We start from the raw sequence: 13,450 nt of genomic DNA on the forward strand, positions 1-13,450 counted from the left end.
GTGCTGACGCCCAAGCCGGTTGGTGTCAATGCGTCCACTGGCCGACGCGCGAGAACTTGAAATTGTCGGAATAGGAAAGCGAGCGGCGCTTCGCCTCGTGGGGCTGCTCGACCCGGAAGGGGATGCCGTTGCGCGTGGCATAGGCCACGGCGTCCGCCTCGCTGTCGAACCAGAGCTTGAGCTGGCTCTTCATGTCAGAGGACGAGGTCCAGCCCATCAGCGGCTCGATTTCGCGCGGACGCTCCGGCTCGTATTCGAGCAGCCAGCGCTCGGTCTTGGCGGTGCCGGACTGCATGGCCGTACGGGCGGGGCGATAGATGCGTGCAGTCATGGATAGCGCTCAGCCGTCACCAGATCCGTTGATGTCTTGAATGGTCGGGGCACCAGGATTCGAACCTGGGACCCTCTGCTCCCAAAGCAGATGCGCTACCGGGCTGCGCTATACCCCGACTGGCATTCAAAACGTTGCGGTTGGCTATCACGCCGCGGGCTCAGGCCGCAAGCGAAAGCCGTCCGCATGGTATCGGCATTTGCTCCGCGCCGCTCAACGCTTGAACAGCGCGTGCTCGACCTTGTCACCTGGCTTGATGCCGAGCTCGCGGCTCGCCCCGCCATTGATCTCCAGCACCGAGAGCACGGGCTCGCCCGACGGGATGGTACGGGTCGAGAGCGGCTCCGTCCGTTCCGCGATCCGCGCGATCGTGCCGTCGGCGCGGATGAACAGCATATCGAGCGAAATATAGGTGTTCTGCATCCACATCGCCACCGGCTCGCTGGCGCCGAAATCGAACAGCATGCCGCGGTCCGCCGGCAGGTAGTTGCGGTGCATCAGCCCGCGCGCCCGCTGGTCCGGTGTCCGCATGACCTCGACCTGGAAGGCATGGCGCTTGCCGGCGCTGACGATGGTGAGCGCTTCCAGCCCCGCTGCGGCCGAAGCCGGCTGGCCTTGAGCGTGCGATACGGCCGGAACGAGCGCAATGATGGCAAGCGCGAAGGCGGCGAAAGCGGTTCTGAGGGCGAGCATCGCGTCCGAACTCCATGGCGGTCTTCGCCCTGCGCTAGAAAAACGAAATGGCGAATCTTCGGCAGATGGCAGCCTTCGCCGCCTTTCGGTCAAGACTTTCCTCATCCTATGAAGAAAGGACGATTCGCCCGGCCTTCGGCGCCTTTCTTTCGTCCGTCGCTTGCGGCAGTTTCAGCAAGTTCCCAAGCAGGAGTTCCTCATGACCGTGGCGTGCCTTCGTCGGCCGATGCATCTTGCCGGGGTGGCCTTCGCCGCGGCAGCCCTGACATTCGCCCTTCCCGCCCGCGCAGCCGACTTCCAGCTCGACAACGTCCGCATCGACATGGGCGCGATGGTCATCAGTGCGCCGAAGATCGCGATCAAGGGCTCGACGCTGGAGAAGGACGCTTTCCTGGCGCTGTTCAGCGGCTCCGCCGCCGATTCGGCCGCCAGCCGCGCCAAGCGCCTCAACGCCGCCGAGATCAGCGCGCCGGAGCTCACCCTGCTGCAGACCATCGGCGACCAGAAGCAGACGACGACCTATCGCGACATCCGCCTCACCGACATCCGCGAGGGCCGGATCGGCCGTGGCGAATCGGCGAGCGCAGCGGTCTCATCCGATGGCGGCCCCGCCGGCCAGGTCACCGGCGTCCTGAAGCGCACCGCCTTCGACGCCCTCGACCTGCACCAGGCCGCACGCATCCTGACCGAGAAGGCCGCTCCCGGCACCGAGGAGCCGATGAAGCCGCTGATCGGCAATTTCGAGCAGGACGGCTACAGCCTCGACATGGGCAAGGCCGGCAGGATGTCCCTCGGCAAGACGACCGGCCGCGGCTTCGCGGGCCGCGTCGGTCCCGAACCGTTGCTCGACCTCCTCGCAAAGGTCGCCACCGCCTCCGCCGAACTCGAGAAGAAGGACGCTACCGGCGACAAGGCGGCTGATAGCGACGCGGCGAAGCCCCTCGCCCTCTCCATGCTCGCTTTGTTCGACATGTTCGAATACGGCAGCGGCGAGGCGCGCGACCTCGTCATGACCGTGCAGGCCCCGCCGACGCCCGGCGCGAAGCCCGAGACGGTGGACGTGCAGATCGCCCGCATGGTCTTAGGCGACGCGACGCCGGCAAAGTCCGGCTTCGCCGTGGAAGGCCTGCGCTTCACCGCCGGCCCTGCCAAGGGCGGCATCGACTTCATCGGCCATTCGGGCTTTTCCATAAGCCCGGTGCTGCGCGAGCTCAGGGCGATGCTGAGCCAGCCCGATACGTCGTTCGACGAGATCGACTTCCGCAAGCTCGTCCCGACGCTCGGCACGATCCGCCTGGCCGGCCTTTCGGTCGACGCGCCGCCGGTCCCGCCGGCGAAGGCCCCGATCAAGGTCTCTCTGGGAACCTTCGAGGTGAAGGCCGGCGAGCAGCTCAACGGCATCCCGACCAGCCTGGCGCTGACCATCGACCGCCTCGTCGCGCCGATCGTCGAGACCCCCGGCAACCCCGCCGCCAAGGACATGATCGCGATGGGCATCCGCTCGCTCGATCTCTCGCTGCGTCTCGACCTTGCCTGGGAAGCGGCAAAGAACGAGATCGCCATCCGCTCGCTCTCGCTCGGCGGCGCCGGCCTCGCCCAGCTCGACGCCTCGGCCACGCTCGGCAACGTCACCAAGGACCTGTTCTCGAGCGACCTCGCGCTCGCTCAGGTCGCCGCGCTCGGTGCCACGGCGCGTGGCGTGCAGGTGAAGCTGCAGAATCTCGGCCTCGCCGAGAAGCTGATCGAGAACGAGGCCCGCAAGTCGAAGCGCAAGGTCGAGGATGTCCGCCAGCAATTCGCTATGATCGCGAGCCTGGGCCTCGCCGCCATCCTCGGCCCCTCCGATTCGGCCAAGGCCCTGACGGCCGCGGTGGCGCGTTTCGCCGCCAAGCCAGGCACGCTCACCGTCGCCGCCAGCGCGAAATCGAGCAGCGGGCTCGGCCTCGCCGACGTCATCACCATGACGGAGCCGACGGAGATCTTCGACAAGATCAACATCAAGGCCGATGCCCAGTGAGCCAGGCATTTTCAAGCGCAATGGAAGCCGGTTCGCGTGAAGAAAATGCGGGATGAAGAGATGGAGGGCGCGCCCGAAGACTGCGTCGCGCCCGCAGACCGCAACTGGCGCCCTTCCACGCTGCAGGCCTGGTGGGCCGGCCTGCCGCAGGTGACGCGCGGCTGGCTGCGCAAGCGGCTGAACCCGCACAACCAGACGAGGCTGCATCTGGCCCATCTCGTCGCGCGGCGGCCGGGCCAGATCGTCGCCGGCTCGTACACCTATGGCCGGCCCAAGGTCCGCTTTCCCGAAAGCGGGGCGAAGCTCGTCATCGGCCGCTACGGCTCGATCGCGGACGGGGTCGAGATCCTGCTCGGCGGCAACCACAGGCTCGACTGGGCGACGACCTACCCCTTCCCCGCCCTGCCCGGTCTCTGGCCGGAGGCGGCAGGCCGGACTGACCACGACACCACGCGCGGCGATGTCGTCATCGGCCATGATGTCTGGCTCGGCTCGCAATGCATGGTGTTGTCCGGCGTCAGCATCGGCCATGGCGCGGTGGTGGCGGCGCGCGCCGTGGTGACGCGCGATGTGCCGCCCTACGCCATCGTCGCCGGCAACCCGGCCCGCGTCGTGCGGCTGCGCTTCGGCGAGGCGACGGTGGCGGCGCTGATCGAGAGCCGCTGGTGGGATCTGCCGCGCGAGGCGCTCGCTCCCCTCCTGCCGCTGATGATGAGCGAGCGGACCGGCGAATTTCTAGCCGCGCTCAGGACCCGCGCAGCAGCCGGCGCTTGAGGCCGAGTGCCGGCTTCTCGACGAGATACCAGGACAGCGCCGCGATGATGAAGGTGCCGGCGAGCGAGGGCCAGAGCAGCGCAACGGCGCCGAGGCTCGGAAACAGCGCATGCAGAGCCTGCTGCACCGGCCAGCCATAGAGATAGACGCCATAGGACAGGTCCGCCGGCGGCTCGACCGAGCGGCGCGTCAGAACGGGCGACAGCGCCAGCACGAGCGAGCCCCAGGCCGTGACCAGATAGAGCGCGGCCTTGTAGAGCGGCGTGAAGGAGAGCGGCACCAGCGCCAGCAGGACAAGCGCCAGCAGCGGCAGCGCGAGCGTCACCCGCTCGCGGTAGAGATAGATCACGCCTCCGGCGAGGAAGATCAGCGGCAGGCGCAGCGCCGTCTCAGTGCCCTTGGGTCCATCCGGCGTCACCACCTCCCGCAGCACCACCGCCAGCGTCAGTGCGACCAGCGCCGACAGCGCCACGCGCGGCTTCGTCAGCAGCCCGGCTAGTCCGGCCAGCAGCACGCCGAGATAGCACAAGGTCTCGTATTTCAGCGTCCAGACGGTTCCCATCGGGAACTGCAGCGGGTTGTTTTCGAAAACACCCGGCAGGGCAGCCGCGCTCTTGAAGGTCGTCAGCGTAGCGGTGATGAAGCGCCAGAGTCGCGGGTCGCTGAAATAGGCGCCCTTGTCGAGGCTCGTCATCGCCCCGCCGAGCAGCAGCGCCACCACCAGCACCGCCGCGATCAGCCCCGGTGCGATCCTGAGCGCCCGCGCCAGCACATAGTCGCGCCAGCCCCGGCGCAGGAAGCTCATGGTCACGAGGAAGCCGGAGATCGCGAAGAAGCCGTTCACCGCATGCTCGCCCAGCGTGAAACCTGTGGTCTGGAACCAGGGCTCCTGCTCGACGCGTCCATCGGTGACGCTGAAGGCGTGCGAGATCACCACCGCCACCGCCATGACGAGGCGCAGCAGGCCGAAATTATTGTGCGGATGGGCAAGCGCCTGCCCGACCTTGGCGCCGCCGAAGATCATGGCGAGAGCCCTTCCTGTGCCAGCGCCGTCTCGCCCCGCGCCCAGGCCCGCGCCCCGGCGGCCGAGCCGGCATGGGCATAGGCCTTGTCGCGGTTGAGCAGCAGGCCATATCCGGCCGCCTTACCGAGGTTTTCCAGCGTGCGGACGAGGCTGGGTTCCGGCAGGCCGTATTTGCGGGCGATGTAGCCCTCCGACCAGGCGAGGTGCCAGCGCGCCTTGAAGCGCCGCTGCGGCGATGGCGCCGTCGAGCGCCCGCGCCCGTGCCGCGCCTCCGCCTCATGGACATGGACGAGTGCATGGCCGGCGTCGCGCATACGCCGGCACAGATCGTCATCCTCATAGAACAGGAAGATCGCCGGGTCGAAGCCGCCAAGCGCCAGGAACAGCTCGCGGCGGATCAGCAGGCAGGCGCCCGACAGGAAAGGCAGGCAGGCATCTCCATCGGGGATCGCCATCGCGCCGCGGAGGTTGAGATGCGGCGGCGAGAGCATCGAGCGCGGTTGGAGGAAGATGCGGCCCGACGGCTCGACGATGCGCGGCGCCAGCATGCCGGCATCGGAATACCGCTCGGCTGCCGCCAGCAGCGCCGCCGCAGCGCCGCGCCCCAGCTCCAGATCCGGATTGACGATCAGCACGAAGGGGGTGTCGGCGGCCGCGACTCCGGCGTTGTTGGCGCGCCCATAGCCCTCGTTGCGGGCGTTGGCGATCACCCGCGCGCCGCGCTTCTCGGCGATGCAGCGGCTGTCGTCGCCGCTCGCATTGTCGACGACGATCGCCGGCACGCCCTCCCCCGCCAGCGCATCGAGGCAGGCAGGCAGGACCTCGGCGCTGTCATAGGAGACGACGATGGCTGTGATGGCGGCGGCGGGCATCGCGGGCTTCTGGCCATGCCGGCTCATCAGACGCAAGCGAATTCAGCGCATCGGACCGGAAAGTGGAACCCACTTTTCGGAAGAATCCGATGCGCATGACAACGCGCAAGATCACGGTGATCTAGCGCCGTGCCAGCGCGACGATCTCGCCCCGGACCCGCTCGCGCTCGGCCATTCCGCAGGCATGCGGCGCCCGATAGGCGGATACGGCGTAGCGCTGGTTGGCCTCGACGAAGCGCTGGCGCTCCTGCCGGTCGATGCGCGCGATGATACGCCCGCGGTCGACGCGCAACCCACAATCATAGGCGCGCGAGACTGTCGCTGCTGCATATTCCACCGTGCCCGGCGCCGGCCCCGCGACGGTGCAGGCTGTGAGCCCGGCGAGAGCCGCGCCGGCGAAGCCTAACTTGAGGATTCGCGCCTTCGGCATAGCGGATCAGCGCGCCTCGAACGTCCCGGCCCGGATGGCGGCCATGCGCTCCTTGAGCGCCGCCCGCTCTTGTGCCGTGCAGGGCTGCGGCTTCACGCCCTGGTTGATCATCTCGGCCTCCGAGATGGAGACATAGGCCGAGCGGGCGGCGGCGATCTGGTCAACGCTCGCTCCACGCGCCTGCTCGGCGGCGATGAAGCGGTCCAGCGTACCGCGCTGCGGCGAGCCCGCCTTGCAAGCCGTGGCGCGCGAAACCGTCGTCGCCAGCGCCGAGGCACGCCCGGCGCTGGTATCCGCATGCGGTGAGACGCAGGCCCCGAGCGGCAGCAGGAGAAGACAGGCGAGCGCCAAGGCTCGCCCGGCAGGCAGCGGGGCCATGGTCGTCAGCCGTTCTTCTCGGGCGCGTTGATCCGCAGATGCGCCTCGCGCAGCTGCTTGGGCGAGGCTTCGGCCGGCGCGCCCATCAGCAGGTCGACCGCCTGCTGGTTCATCGGGAACAGGGCGACCTCGCGCAGGTTCGTGGCCCGGGCCAGCAGCATGATGATGCGGTCGACACCCGCCGCCATGCCGCCATGAGGCGGCGCGCCATACTGGAAGGCGCGATACATGCCGCCGAAGCGCTCGATCACCGTCTCCTCGCCATAGCCGGCGATCTCGAAGGCCTTCACCATCGCTTCCGGCTTGTGGTTGCGGATACCGCCGGAGGCGAGCTCATAGCCATTGCAGGCGATGTCGTACTGGAAGGCCTTGAGCGAGAGCGGGTCTTCCTCGGTCAGCGCCTTCAGCCCGCCCTGCGGCATGGAGAAGGGGTTGTGCGAGAAATCGACCTTCTTCTCGTCCTCGTTGTACTCGAACATCGGGAAGTCGACGATCCAGGCGAAGGCGAAGGCGTTCTCGTCGATCAGGTTGAGCTCCTGCCCGACCTTGCTCCGCGCCGAACCGGCGAACTTGTAGAATTTGTCCGGGTCGCCCGCGACGAAGAAGCAGGCGTCGCCGCCCTTCAGCCCCATCTGCTTGACGATCGCGGCGACGCGCTCAGGCCCGATGTTGTTGGCGATCGGCCCCTGCCCTTCGCCATCCTCCTTGACCATCAGATAGCCGAGGCCGGGCTGGCCCTCGCCCTGAGCCCAGGAGTTCATCCGGTCGCAGAAGGCGCGGCTGCCGCCGCCCGGAGCGGGAATCGCCCAGACGCGGTTCTTCTCGCCCTCGAGGATGCGCGCGAAGACCTTGAAGCCCGAGCCGCGGAAATGCTCGGACACGTCCTGCATCTCGATGGGGTTGCGCAGATCCGGCTTGTCGGAGCCGTACTTCGCGATGGCCTCGGCGTACGGAATACGCGGCCAGTTCTTGGCGACGCTGCGGCCTTCGGCGAACTCCTCGAAGACGCCGGTGATCACGGGCTCCATCGTCGCGAAGATGTCCTCCTGCTCGACGAAGCTCATCTCGACGTCGAGCTGGTAGAACTCGCCCGGCAGACGGTCGGCGCGCGGGTCCTCGTCCCGGAAGCAGGGCGCGATCTGGAAGTAGCGGTCGAAGCCCGCCATCATCAGGAGCTGCTTGTACTGCTGCGGCGCCTGCGGCAGCGCATAGAACTTGCCCGGATGCAGCCGGCTCGGCACCAGGAAGTCACGCGCGCCCTCCGGCGAGGAGGCGGTCAGGATCGGCGTCTGGAACTCCGAGAAGCCCGAGGCCTTCATGCGCGTGCGCATCGAATCGATGACCTTGGTGCGCAGCATGATGTTGTTGTGCAGCTTCTCGCGGCGCAGATCGAGGAAGCGGTATTTCAGCCGCGTGTCCTCGGGATATTCGAGATCGCCGAAGACCGGCAGCGGCAGCTCGGCCGCCGGGCCCAGCACTTCGAGCTTGGTCGCGAAGACCTCGACCTTGCCGGTCGAGAGGTTGGCGTTCTCGGTGCCCTCGAGGCGCGCCTTGACCTTGCCATCGATGCGGATGACCCATTCCGAGCGGGCTGCCTCGGCATCGACGAAGGCCGGCGAATCCGGGTCCACCACGACCTGCGTCACGCCGTAATGGTCGCGCAGGTCGATGAAGAGCACGCCGCCATGGTCACGGATGCGGTGGCACCAGCCGGAGAGCCGCACGGTCTGGCCGATGTCGCTCTCGCGGAGCGCGCCGCAGTTATGGGAACGGTAACGGTGCATGGTCACGGAATCGTCTTTCGCGGGCGCGGGTGCAAGGCACGGGGCCGAAACGTAGCTTCGGGCGTAACCACACGCGCTGGGGCGACTTGTCAAGAACAGCGGAGCCGCCGCATCCTGTCAGTCAGAAAAATGGTGGCGAAGCTGCCACGCGGCCGGGGGACGAAGACATGCTTTGGAAAGCGGCGCTCAGCGCCGGCTTAGGGTTATGCGCGATGGTACCGGCGTCAGCAGCGGCGCCATCGCCTGCGTATCGTGCAGGGCTGAAGGTCGCCAAGAGCCGCCATTACGAGCGCCCGGAATGCTATGCACGCGTCTTCGCCGAGCAGGCCCATCTGGTTAACCATCGGAAAGCCAAGAACTTCTGGGCCATTTCCGACGGCCCGCGCTTCTCGACCGCCGTCTGGAACGAATGCCGCATCAGCCGATGATCCGATGCAACACGGACTCGACGGCTAGCCCGTTCCTCCGCTAATCCCACTCTATGCATCTGATCACCGACACCGCCGAGCTGGCCGCCGCTTGCGAGCGCCTCGCGACCCACCCCTTCATCACGGTCGACACCGAGTTCCTGCGGGAGACGACCTATTACCCGAAGCTGTGCCTGATCCAGATCGCCTCGCCAGATGAGGCGATCCTGGTCGACCCGCTCGCGCCGGAGCTCGACCTCGCCCCCTTCTTCGGGCTGATGGTCGACGAGGCGGTGGTGAAGGTTTTCCACGCCGCACGGCAGGATCTTGAAATCGTCTGGCTGCTCGGGCGCGTGCTGCCCGTGCCGCTCTTCGACACGCAGGTCGCCGCCATGGTCTGCGGCTATGGCGACTCGGTCGGCTACGAACAGCTCGCCAACGACCTCGCCAAGGCACGCATCGACAAATCCTCCCGCTTCACCGACTGGTCGCGCCGGCCCCTCTCCGAGGCCCAGCTCGCCTACGCGGAATCGGACGTCACCTATCTGCGCCAGATCTATCTCGCCCTGAAATCCGATCTCGACGAGAGCGGCCGCGAAAGCTGGGTCGCCGAGGAGATGTCGGTACTGGCCTCCCCCTCGACCTATGAGGTCAAGCCCGAGAACGCCTGGCAGCGTCTCAAGGGCCGCGTCCGCAAGCCGCGCGAACTGCCGCTCCTGATGGAGATCGCCGCCTGGCGCGAGCGTGAGGCGCAGAACCGCGACGTGCCGCGCCAGCGCGTGCTCAAGGACGATGCGATGATGGACATTGTCCAGCGCGGCCCGCGCTCGGTCGAGGCTCTTGCCGAGCTGCGCTCGGTCCCCAACGGCTTCGAGCGCTCCCGCGCCGGCGGCGAGGTGCTGGCCGCCATCGAGCGTGCGGCTGCGATCGATCCCAAGACCCTGCCCCGGCTGGAGCGTGAGCGCGGCCGGCCGACCAACGGCGCGGTGCTCGACCTGCTCAAGGTGCTGCTCAAGGCCGTGGCCGATGCCGAACGCGTCGCCCCCAAGATCATCGCCACCGGCGACGACCTCGAGGCCATCGCCTCCGACGATCTCGACGGCGTCCCGGCCCTGCAGGGCTGGCGCCGCGGCGTCTTCGGAGAAAAGGCGCTGGCGCTGAAGAACGGGCAGCTCAGCCTGCGCATCCAGCGCGGCAAGGTCGTGGTGGACTGAGCTCGGCCGTCATGCTCGGGCGAGGTGAAGCGCAGACCCGAGAATCTCATGACGGGAACGCACTGGTTTCCGTCATGCCCGGGTCAAGCCCGAGCATGACGGATTCCGCCCTCACCCGCCGCCCATATAGCTCTTCACCAGCGAGCCGGTGACCAGCCCCCAGCCATCGACCAGCACGAAGAAGATCAGCTTGAACGGCAGCGCCACCGTCACCGGTGGCAGCATCATCATGCCCACCGACATCAGGATCGAGGCAACCACGAGGTCGATGATCAGGAAGGGCACGAAAAGCAGGAAGCCGATCTCGAAGGCGCGGCGCAGCTCCGAGATCATGAAGGCGGGCACCAGCACCTCGATGCCGATATCCTGCGGTTGCTGCGGCCGCGGCGCCTGCGACATGTCGATGAAGAGCTGAAGGTCCTTCTCGCGCACATGGCGGAGCATGAAGGTCTTGAAGGGTACGACGCCGCGCTCATAGGCCTGCTGCGGCTGAATCTGTCCTGCGATCAGCGGCGCAGCGGCCGTGGTGTAGACCTCGCGCAGCGTCGGCGCCATGACGAACCCCGTCAGGAACATCGCCAGCGCGATGATGACGGAGTTCGGTGGCGCGGTCTGCGTGCCGAGCGCCGAGCGCAGCAGCGACAGCACCACGACGATCCGCGTGAACGACGTCACCATGATCAGGATCGACGGCGCCAGCGACAGCACCGTGATGACGGCGATGAGCTGAAGCGCCCGCTCCGCCACGCCGCCGCCCTGTCCGAGATCGAGCGACAACGTCTGCGGCAGGGCCGGCGTGGAGAAGGCGAGCATGAGCGCAGCCGCGATCAGGGCGCGCCCGTATCGATGCCGTCTCGCTGGTCTTGGGGTGAAATTCACGCGCAACCGCCGGCGCCCGACTCAACCGATCGGGCCGGACGAAGCTAGCCTCCGGAGAAGGCCGCGCAACCGGCGTGCGGCGGCCGGGGGCCGGAAGCGCGACATTCCTGTTGATGGCCGCCGGGACGAATGTCGGCGGCACGATTCGCCGGCGCCCGGCTCAGGACCTTGCCTTGAGACTTAGCCTTCAGGACTTGGCGTTCAGGATTTGGCCTTGGGGTCGCGGCCGAGCAGCCGCGCGAATTCGGCCTCGATCGCGTCGACGGAGAAGGGATCGATCTCCTTCGGATCGGGAGCAGCCGGCGGCTCGGGGGCAGGCTCGGGCTTCGGCTCCGGCTTCGCCTCGACGACGACCGGCTCCACCTCGGCCACGGCCGACATGGGTTCCGGCTCCAGCTCCGGCTCGGGCTCGGGCTCGGGCGGCGGCGCCGGCTGGGGCTCGGGCTTCACGGCAGCTGGCACCGGCTTGGATTCCGCGGGTTTGGGCTCTGCGGGCTTCGGTTCCGCAGGCTTGGGCTCCACCACGCGAGGCTCGGACGGCCGCGTTTGGACGAACTTGGGTTCGGGCGCCCTCGGCTCGGGAACCCTGACTTCGGGAGCATTGATCTCGACCGGCCTCGAAACCGCATGATCGGGCGACAGTCCGAGTGCGGCCGCGAGTTCCGCCTCGACGCTGCCCGGAAGCGGCCCGTGTTGCGGAGAAGCCGGCATGACCGGGATATGCGATGCGGCCGGCACCACCTTCGGCGCGGGCTTGGGCTCCGGCTTCGGTGCGGCGACGGCAGGCTGCACGACCGGCGCAGGCGCCGGTGGCTTGACCGGAGGCGCTACAATCTCCGCCGGAGATTCATCGGGCAGATGGGCCGGGCGCACGGCCGAGAACGGGCGCTTCAGCGCCTCCTCGAGCTGGCGCGTCATGTCGTCAAGCTCACCGGGGCTGACAGGCGGCTGCGGCGCATGCTCCCGCGCGAAGCTCGGCGCCGGGCCAGTGGCGACGGAAGGCAGCGGCCCGGGCGACGCAGCCGGCTTGGTCGGCGCGAAGCCGGCCTGCGAGATACCGAGCGAGGCGGCCACGCCAGCGGTCGCCGAGAATTCCGACGACGATGCGGGCCGGGTCGGAAGCGCCGGCAGCACATCCGGCGTGGCGGCGTTGCGGCGTGCCTCCTCGCCTGCCCGGATGGCGGGCTCGCTGGGCGGAACCAGTGTCTCGAAGGGCGGCAGCGGCCGGTCCGGAATCGCCGTTTCGGCATAGCTCGGAACCACAGCGCGCGAGCCGCTGCGCATGATATTGGTCTCGACCACGACATCGGACGAGCCGCCGATCATCACCAGATGCTCGATATTGTCGCGGCGGATCAGCACGAGCTGGCGCTGACGGTCCAGGTCATAGGTGTCGACCACGCCGAGTCGAGGCTGGCGCTGACGGCCCGCCACCTGACCGCGCAGGCGCAGGCGGCCGCCCTGGATCTGCCGCACGATGAGCCCGAGAAGAGCGAGAAGAATGAGAATGACGACAGAGGCAACGATGACCTTCTGCGCGGTCGAGAGTTCCAATCCGAACAAGCTCTGCAAGGTATGCCTCTTCTGCCACGGCGGCCGGGCCTACTGATCGTTCAGCCAGTTCCGCCCGAGGTTCAACACCGTGCCTATAGCATAAGGCTTTCGCTAGCGGGAAACATGGTGAACGCGTGGTTAACCGGAACGGTGAAATGCCCCGCAATTAACCCCATGTTAACCATGCACCCGGCAGGATTTGCCCAGTAGCCGGCTCTGTCCGGCGGCAAATCGGGGAACTGGAGCCATGGCGGACGACGGCCTGCGCATCGGCGGTGGACTGATGCAAGCGCTCAAGACGCGCATGTATTACCAGCAATCGCGCCAGAAGGTCCTCGCCGAGAACGTCGCCAATTCCGACAGCCCCGGCTTCCGCCCGGTCGACCTGAAGCCGCCGAGCGTCGACCCCAACCGCGCCGGCGTGCACATCGCCCTCACCCGCCCCGGTCACCTGCAGCTCGACACCGCCAATGGCGGCTTCGACAGCACCGGCGCGCCGCGCTTCGAGACGACCCCGAACGGCAACGCCGTCAATCTCGAGGACGAGATGCTCAAGGTCGCCCAGAACCAGTCCGACTATCAGCTCGCCGCCTCGCTCTACAGCAAGGGCCTCGGCCTGATGAAGATCGCCATCGGCAAGGGCCGCTAAAGGCTGGGCCGCTGAAGGCAGGGAGCTGAACCATGGACCTGATGAAGAGCATCGTCGTCGCGGCCTCCGGCCTGCGCAGCCAGTCCGGCCGGATGCGGATCATCTCCGAGAACATCGCCAACGCCGATTCGGGACCGGAGCGCCTCGGCGCCGACCCCTATCGCCGCAAGGTACCGAGCTTCCAGCGCCATATGGACCGCGAGATCGACGCCCAGTTGGTGGCGCTCGGCAAGGTCGAGCGTGACCGCAGCCCCTTCAGGGTCAAGCACGAGCCGGGCAACCCCGCAGCCGACGCCAGCGGCAACGTCCAGATGCCCAACGTCAATCCGCTGATCGAGATGGTCGACATGCGCGAAGCCCAGCGCAGCTACGAGGCCAACCTCAACCTGATCTCTTCGACGCGCCGGATGATCCAGCGCACCATCGACATCCTGCGCGCCTGAG

General features: G+C 67.7%; 15 protein-coding genes and 1 tRNA gene. 6 read left to right on the forward strand and 10 right to left on the reverse strand.

Annotated elements, in window-relative coordinates; genetic code table 11:
* Positions 1–25: 25 nt before the first annotated feature.
* The 3 genes from BoBH3_RS13565 to BoBH3_RS13575 form a co-directional block, all read right to left on the reverse strand.
* Complete coding sequence (locus tag BoBH3_RS13565) at positions 26–331, reverse strand: ETC complex I subunit (RefSeq protein WP_262331350.1); 306 nt, start codon at positions 329–331, stop codon at positions 26–28.
* A 41-nt stretch (positions 332–372) separates the two neighbouring features.
* Positions 373–449: transfer RNA gene (locus tag BoBH3_RS13570), tRNA-Pro, on the reverse strand.
* Between the two features lie 95 nt (positions 450–544).
* Positions 545–1,024 (reverse strand): DUF192 domain-containing protein, encoded by a 480-nt coding sequence (locus tag BoBH3_RS13575; protein ID WP_262331351.1) that lies wholly within the window; start codon positions 1,022–1,024, stop codon positions 545–547.
* A 199-nt stretch (positions 1,025–1,223) separates the two neighbouring features.
* Here BoBH3_RS13575 and BoBH3_RS13580 point away from each other — a divergent pair, with 199 nt between their 5' ends.
* Together BoBH3_RS13580 and BoBH3_RS13585 are read left to right on the forward strand one after the other, a co-directional pair.
* Complete coding sequence (locus BoBH3_RS13580) at positions 1,224–3,041, forward strand: hypothetical protein (RefSeq protein ID WP_262331352.1); 1,818 nt, start codon at positions 1,224–1,226, stop codon at positions 3,039–3,041.
* Between the two features lie 36 nt (positions 3,042–3,077).
* Positions 3,078–3,815 carry a CatB-related O-acetyltransferase gene (locus tag BoBH3_RS13585; protein WP_316045104.1) on the forward strand — a complete coding sequence of 246 codons (738 nt, stop codon included), beginning with the start codon at positions 3,078–3,080 and terminating at the stop codon, positions 3,813–3,815.
* Here BoBH3_RS13585 and BoBH3_RS13590 read toward each other — a convergent pair.
* The 5 genes from BoBH3_RS13590 to aspS form a co-directional block, all read right to left on the reverse strand.
* A complete protein-coding gene (locus BoBH3_RS13590; RefSeq protein WP_262331353.1) occupies positions 3,787–4,839 on the reverse strand; it encodes an acyltransferase family protein in 1,053 nt (350 codons plus the stop codon). The genes BoBH3_RS13585 and BoBH3_RS13590 overlap by 29 nt on opposite strands.
* Positions 4,836–5,711 carry a glycosyltransferase family 2 protein gene (locus tag BoBH3_RS13595; protein WP_262331354.1) on the reverse strand — a complete coding sequence of 292 codons (876 nt, stop codon included), beginning with the start codon at positions 5,709–5,711 and terminating at the stop codon, positions 4,836–4,838. Before BoBH3_RS13595 ends, BoBH3_RS13590 begins: the two co-directional genes overlap by 4 nt.
* Positions 5,712–5,832: 121 nt before the next feature.
* The gene (locus tag BoBH3_RS13600; RefSeq protein ID WP_262331355.1) at positions 5,833–6,141 is read right to left on the reverse strand and encodes a hypothetical protein; all 309 of its coding nucleotides are present in this window, start codon (positions 6,139–6,141) and stop codon (positions 5,833–5,835) included.
* A 6-nt stretch (positions 6,142–6,147) separates the two neighbouring features.
* Positions 6,148–6,519, reverse strand: a complete 372-nt coding sequence (locus tag BoBH3_RS13605) for a hypothetical protein (protein WP_262331356.1) — start codon at positions 6,517–6,519, stop codon at positions 6,148–6,150.
* Positions 6,520–6,524: 5 nt separating this feature from the next.
* On the reverse strand, positions 6,525–8,303 hold the full coding sequence (aspS, locus tag BoBH3_RS13610; protein ID WP_262331938.1) for an aspartate--tRNA ligase: 1,779 nt from the start codon (positions 8,301–8,303) through the stop codon (positions 6,525–6,527).
* Positions 8,304–8,470: 167 nt separating this feature from the next.
* Here aspS and BoBH3_RS13615 point away from each other — a divergent pair, with 167 nt between their 5' ends.
* Both BoBH3_RS13615 and rnd read left to right on the forward strand, forming a co-directional pair.
* Complete coding sequence (locus tag BoBH3_RS13615) at positions 8,471–8,731, forward strand: hypothetical protein (RefSeq protein ID WP_262331357.1); 261 nt, start codon at positions 8,471–8,473, stop codon at positions 8,729–8,731.
* A gap of 53 nt (positions 8,732–8,784) precedes the next feature.
* Positions 8,785–9,924, forward strand: a complete 1,140-nt coding sequence (gene rnd / locus BoBH3_RS13620) for a ribonuclease D (RefSeq protein WP_262331358.1) — start codon at positions 8,785–8,787, stop codon at positions 9,922–9,924.
* A 111-nt stretch (positions 9,925–10,035) separates the two neighbouring features.
* On the opposite strand, the gene fliP is transcribed toward rnd, so the two are convergent.
* Both fliP and BoBH3_RS13630 read right to left on the reverse strand, forming a co-directional pair.
* Entirely contained in the window at positions 10,036–10,737 is a 702-nt protein-coding gene (fliP, locus tag BoBH3_RS13625) for a flagellar type III secretion system pore protein FliP (RefSeq protein ID WP_262331359.1), read from the reverse strand.
* Positions 10,738–11,004: 267 nt separating this feature from the next.
* Positions 11,005–12,375, reverse strand: a complete 1,371-nt coding sequence (locus tag BoBH3_RS13630) for a hypothetical protein (protein ID WP_262331360.1) — start codon at positions 12,373–12,375, stop codon at positions 11,005–11,007.
* A gap of 229 nt (positions 12,376–12,604) precedes the next feature.
* On the opposite strand from BoBH3_RS13630, the gene BoBH3_RS13635 reads away from it, so the two are divergent.
* Both BoBH3_RS13635 and flgC read left to right on the forward strand, forming a co-directional pair.
* Positions 12,605–13,006, forward strand: a complete 402-nt coding sequence (locus tag BoBH3_RS13635; protein WP_262331361.1) for a flagellar basal body rod protein FlgB — start codon at positions 12,605–12,607, stop codon at positions 13,004–13,006.
* 32 nt (positions 13,007–13,038) lie between these two features.
* Positions 13,039–13,449 carry a flagellar basal body rod protein FlgC gene (flgC, locus tag BoBH3_RS13640; protein ID WP_262331362.1) on the forward strand — a complete coding sequence of 137 codons (411 nt, stop codon included), beginning with the start codon at positions 13,039–13,041 and terminating at the stop codon, positions 13,447–13,449.
* The last annotated feature ends 1 nt before the right edge of the window (position 13,450 follow it).

Source organism: Allobosea sp. BH3, assembly GCF_025499465.1.
Lineage (GTDB): Bacteria > Pseudomonadota > Alphaproteobacteria > Rhizobiales > Beijerinckiaceae > Allobosea.

Excerpts from the sequence above, each read along its gene's own strand:
- BoBH3_RS13575 (WP_262331351.1), bottom strand. The coding sequence starts at position 1,024 with ATGCTCGCCCTCAGAACCGCTTTCGCCGCCTTCGCGCTTGCCATCATT.
- rnd (WP_262331358.1), top strand. The coding sequence starts at position 8,785 with ATGCATCTGATCACCGACACCGCCGAGCTGGCCGCCGCTTGCGAGCGC.
- aspS (WP_262331938.1), bottom strand. The coding sequence starts at position 8,303 with ATGCACCGTTACCGTTCCCATAACTGCGGCGCGCTCCGCGAGAGCGAC.
- BoBH3_RS13635 (WP_262331361.1), top strand. The coding sequence starts at position 12,605 with ATGGCGGACGACGGCCTGCGCATCGGCGGTGGACTGATGCAAGCGCTC.
- flgC (WP_262331362.1), top strand. The coding sequence starts at position 13,039 with ATGGACCTGATGAAGAGCATCGTCGTCGCGGCCTCCGGCCTGCGCAGC.
- BoBH3_RS13595 (WP_262331354.1), bottom strand. The coding sequence starts at position 5,711 with ATGCCCGCCGCCGCCATCACAGCCATCGTCGTCTCCTATGACAGCGCC.
- fliP (WP_262331359.1), bottom strand. The coding sequence starts at position 10,737 with ATGCTCGCCTTCTCCACGCCGGCCCTGCCGCAGACGTTGTCGCTCGAT.
- BoBH3_RS13590 (WP_262331353.1), bottom strand. The coding sequence starts at position 4,839 with ATGATCTTCGGCGGCGCCAAGGTCGGGCAGGCGCTTGCCCATCCGCAC.
- BoBH3_RS13615 (WP_262331357.1), top strand. The coding sequence starts at position 8,471 with ATGCTTTGGAAAGCGGCGCTCAGCGCCGGCTTAGGGTTATGCGCGATG.
- BoBH3_RS13600 (WP_262331355.1), bottom strand. The coding sequence starts at position 6,141 with ATGCCGAAGGCGCGAATCCTCAAGTTAGGCTTCGCCGGCGCGGCTCTC.
- BoBH3_RS13565 (WP_262331350.1), bottom strand. The coding sequence starts at position 331 with ATGACTGCACGCATCTATCGCCCCGCCCGTACGGCCATGCAGTCCGGC.
- BoBH3_RS13605 (WP_262331356.1), bottom strand. The coding sequence starts at position 6,519 with ATGGCCCCGCTGCCTGCCGGGCGAGCCTTGGCGCTCGCCTGTCTTCTC.
- BoBH3_RS13580 (WP_262331352.1), top strand. The coding sequence starts at position 1,224 with ATGACCGTGGCGTGCCTTCGTCGGCCGATGCATCTTGCCGGGGTGGCC.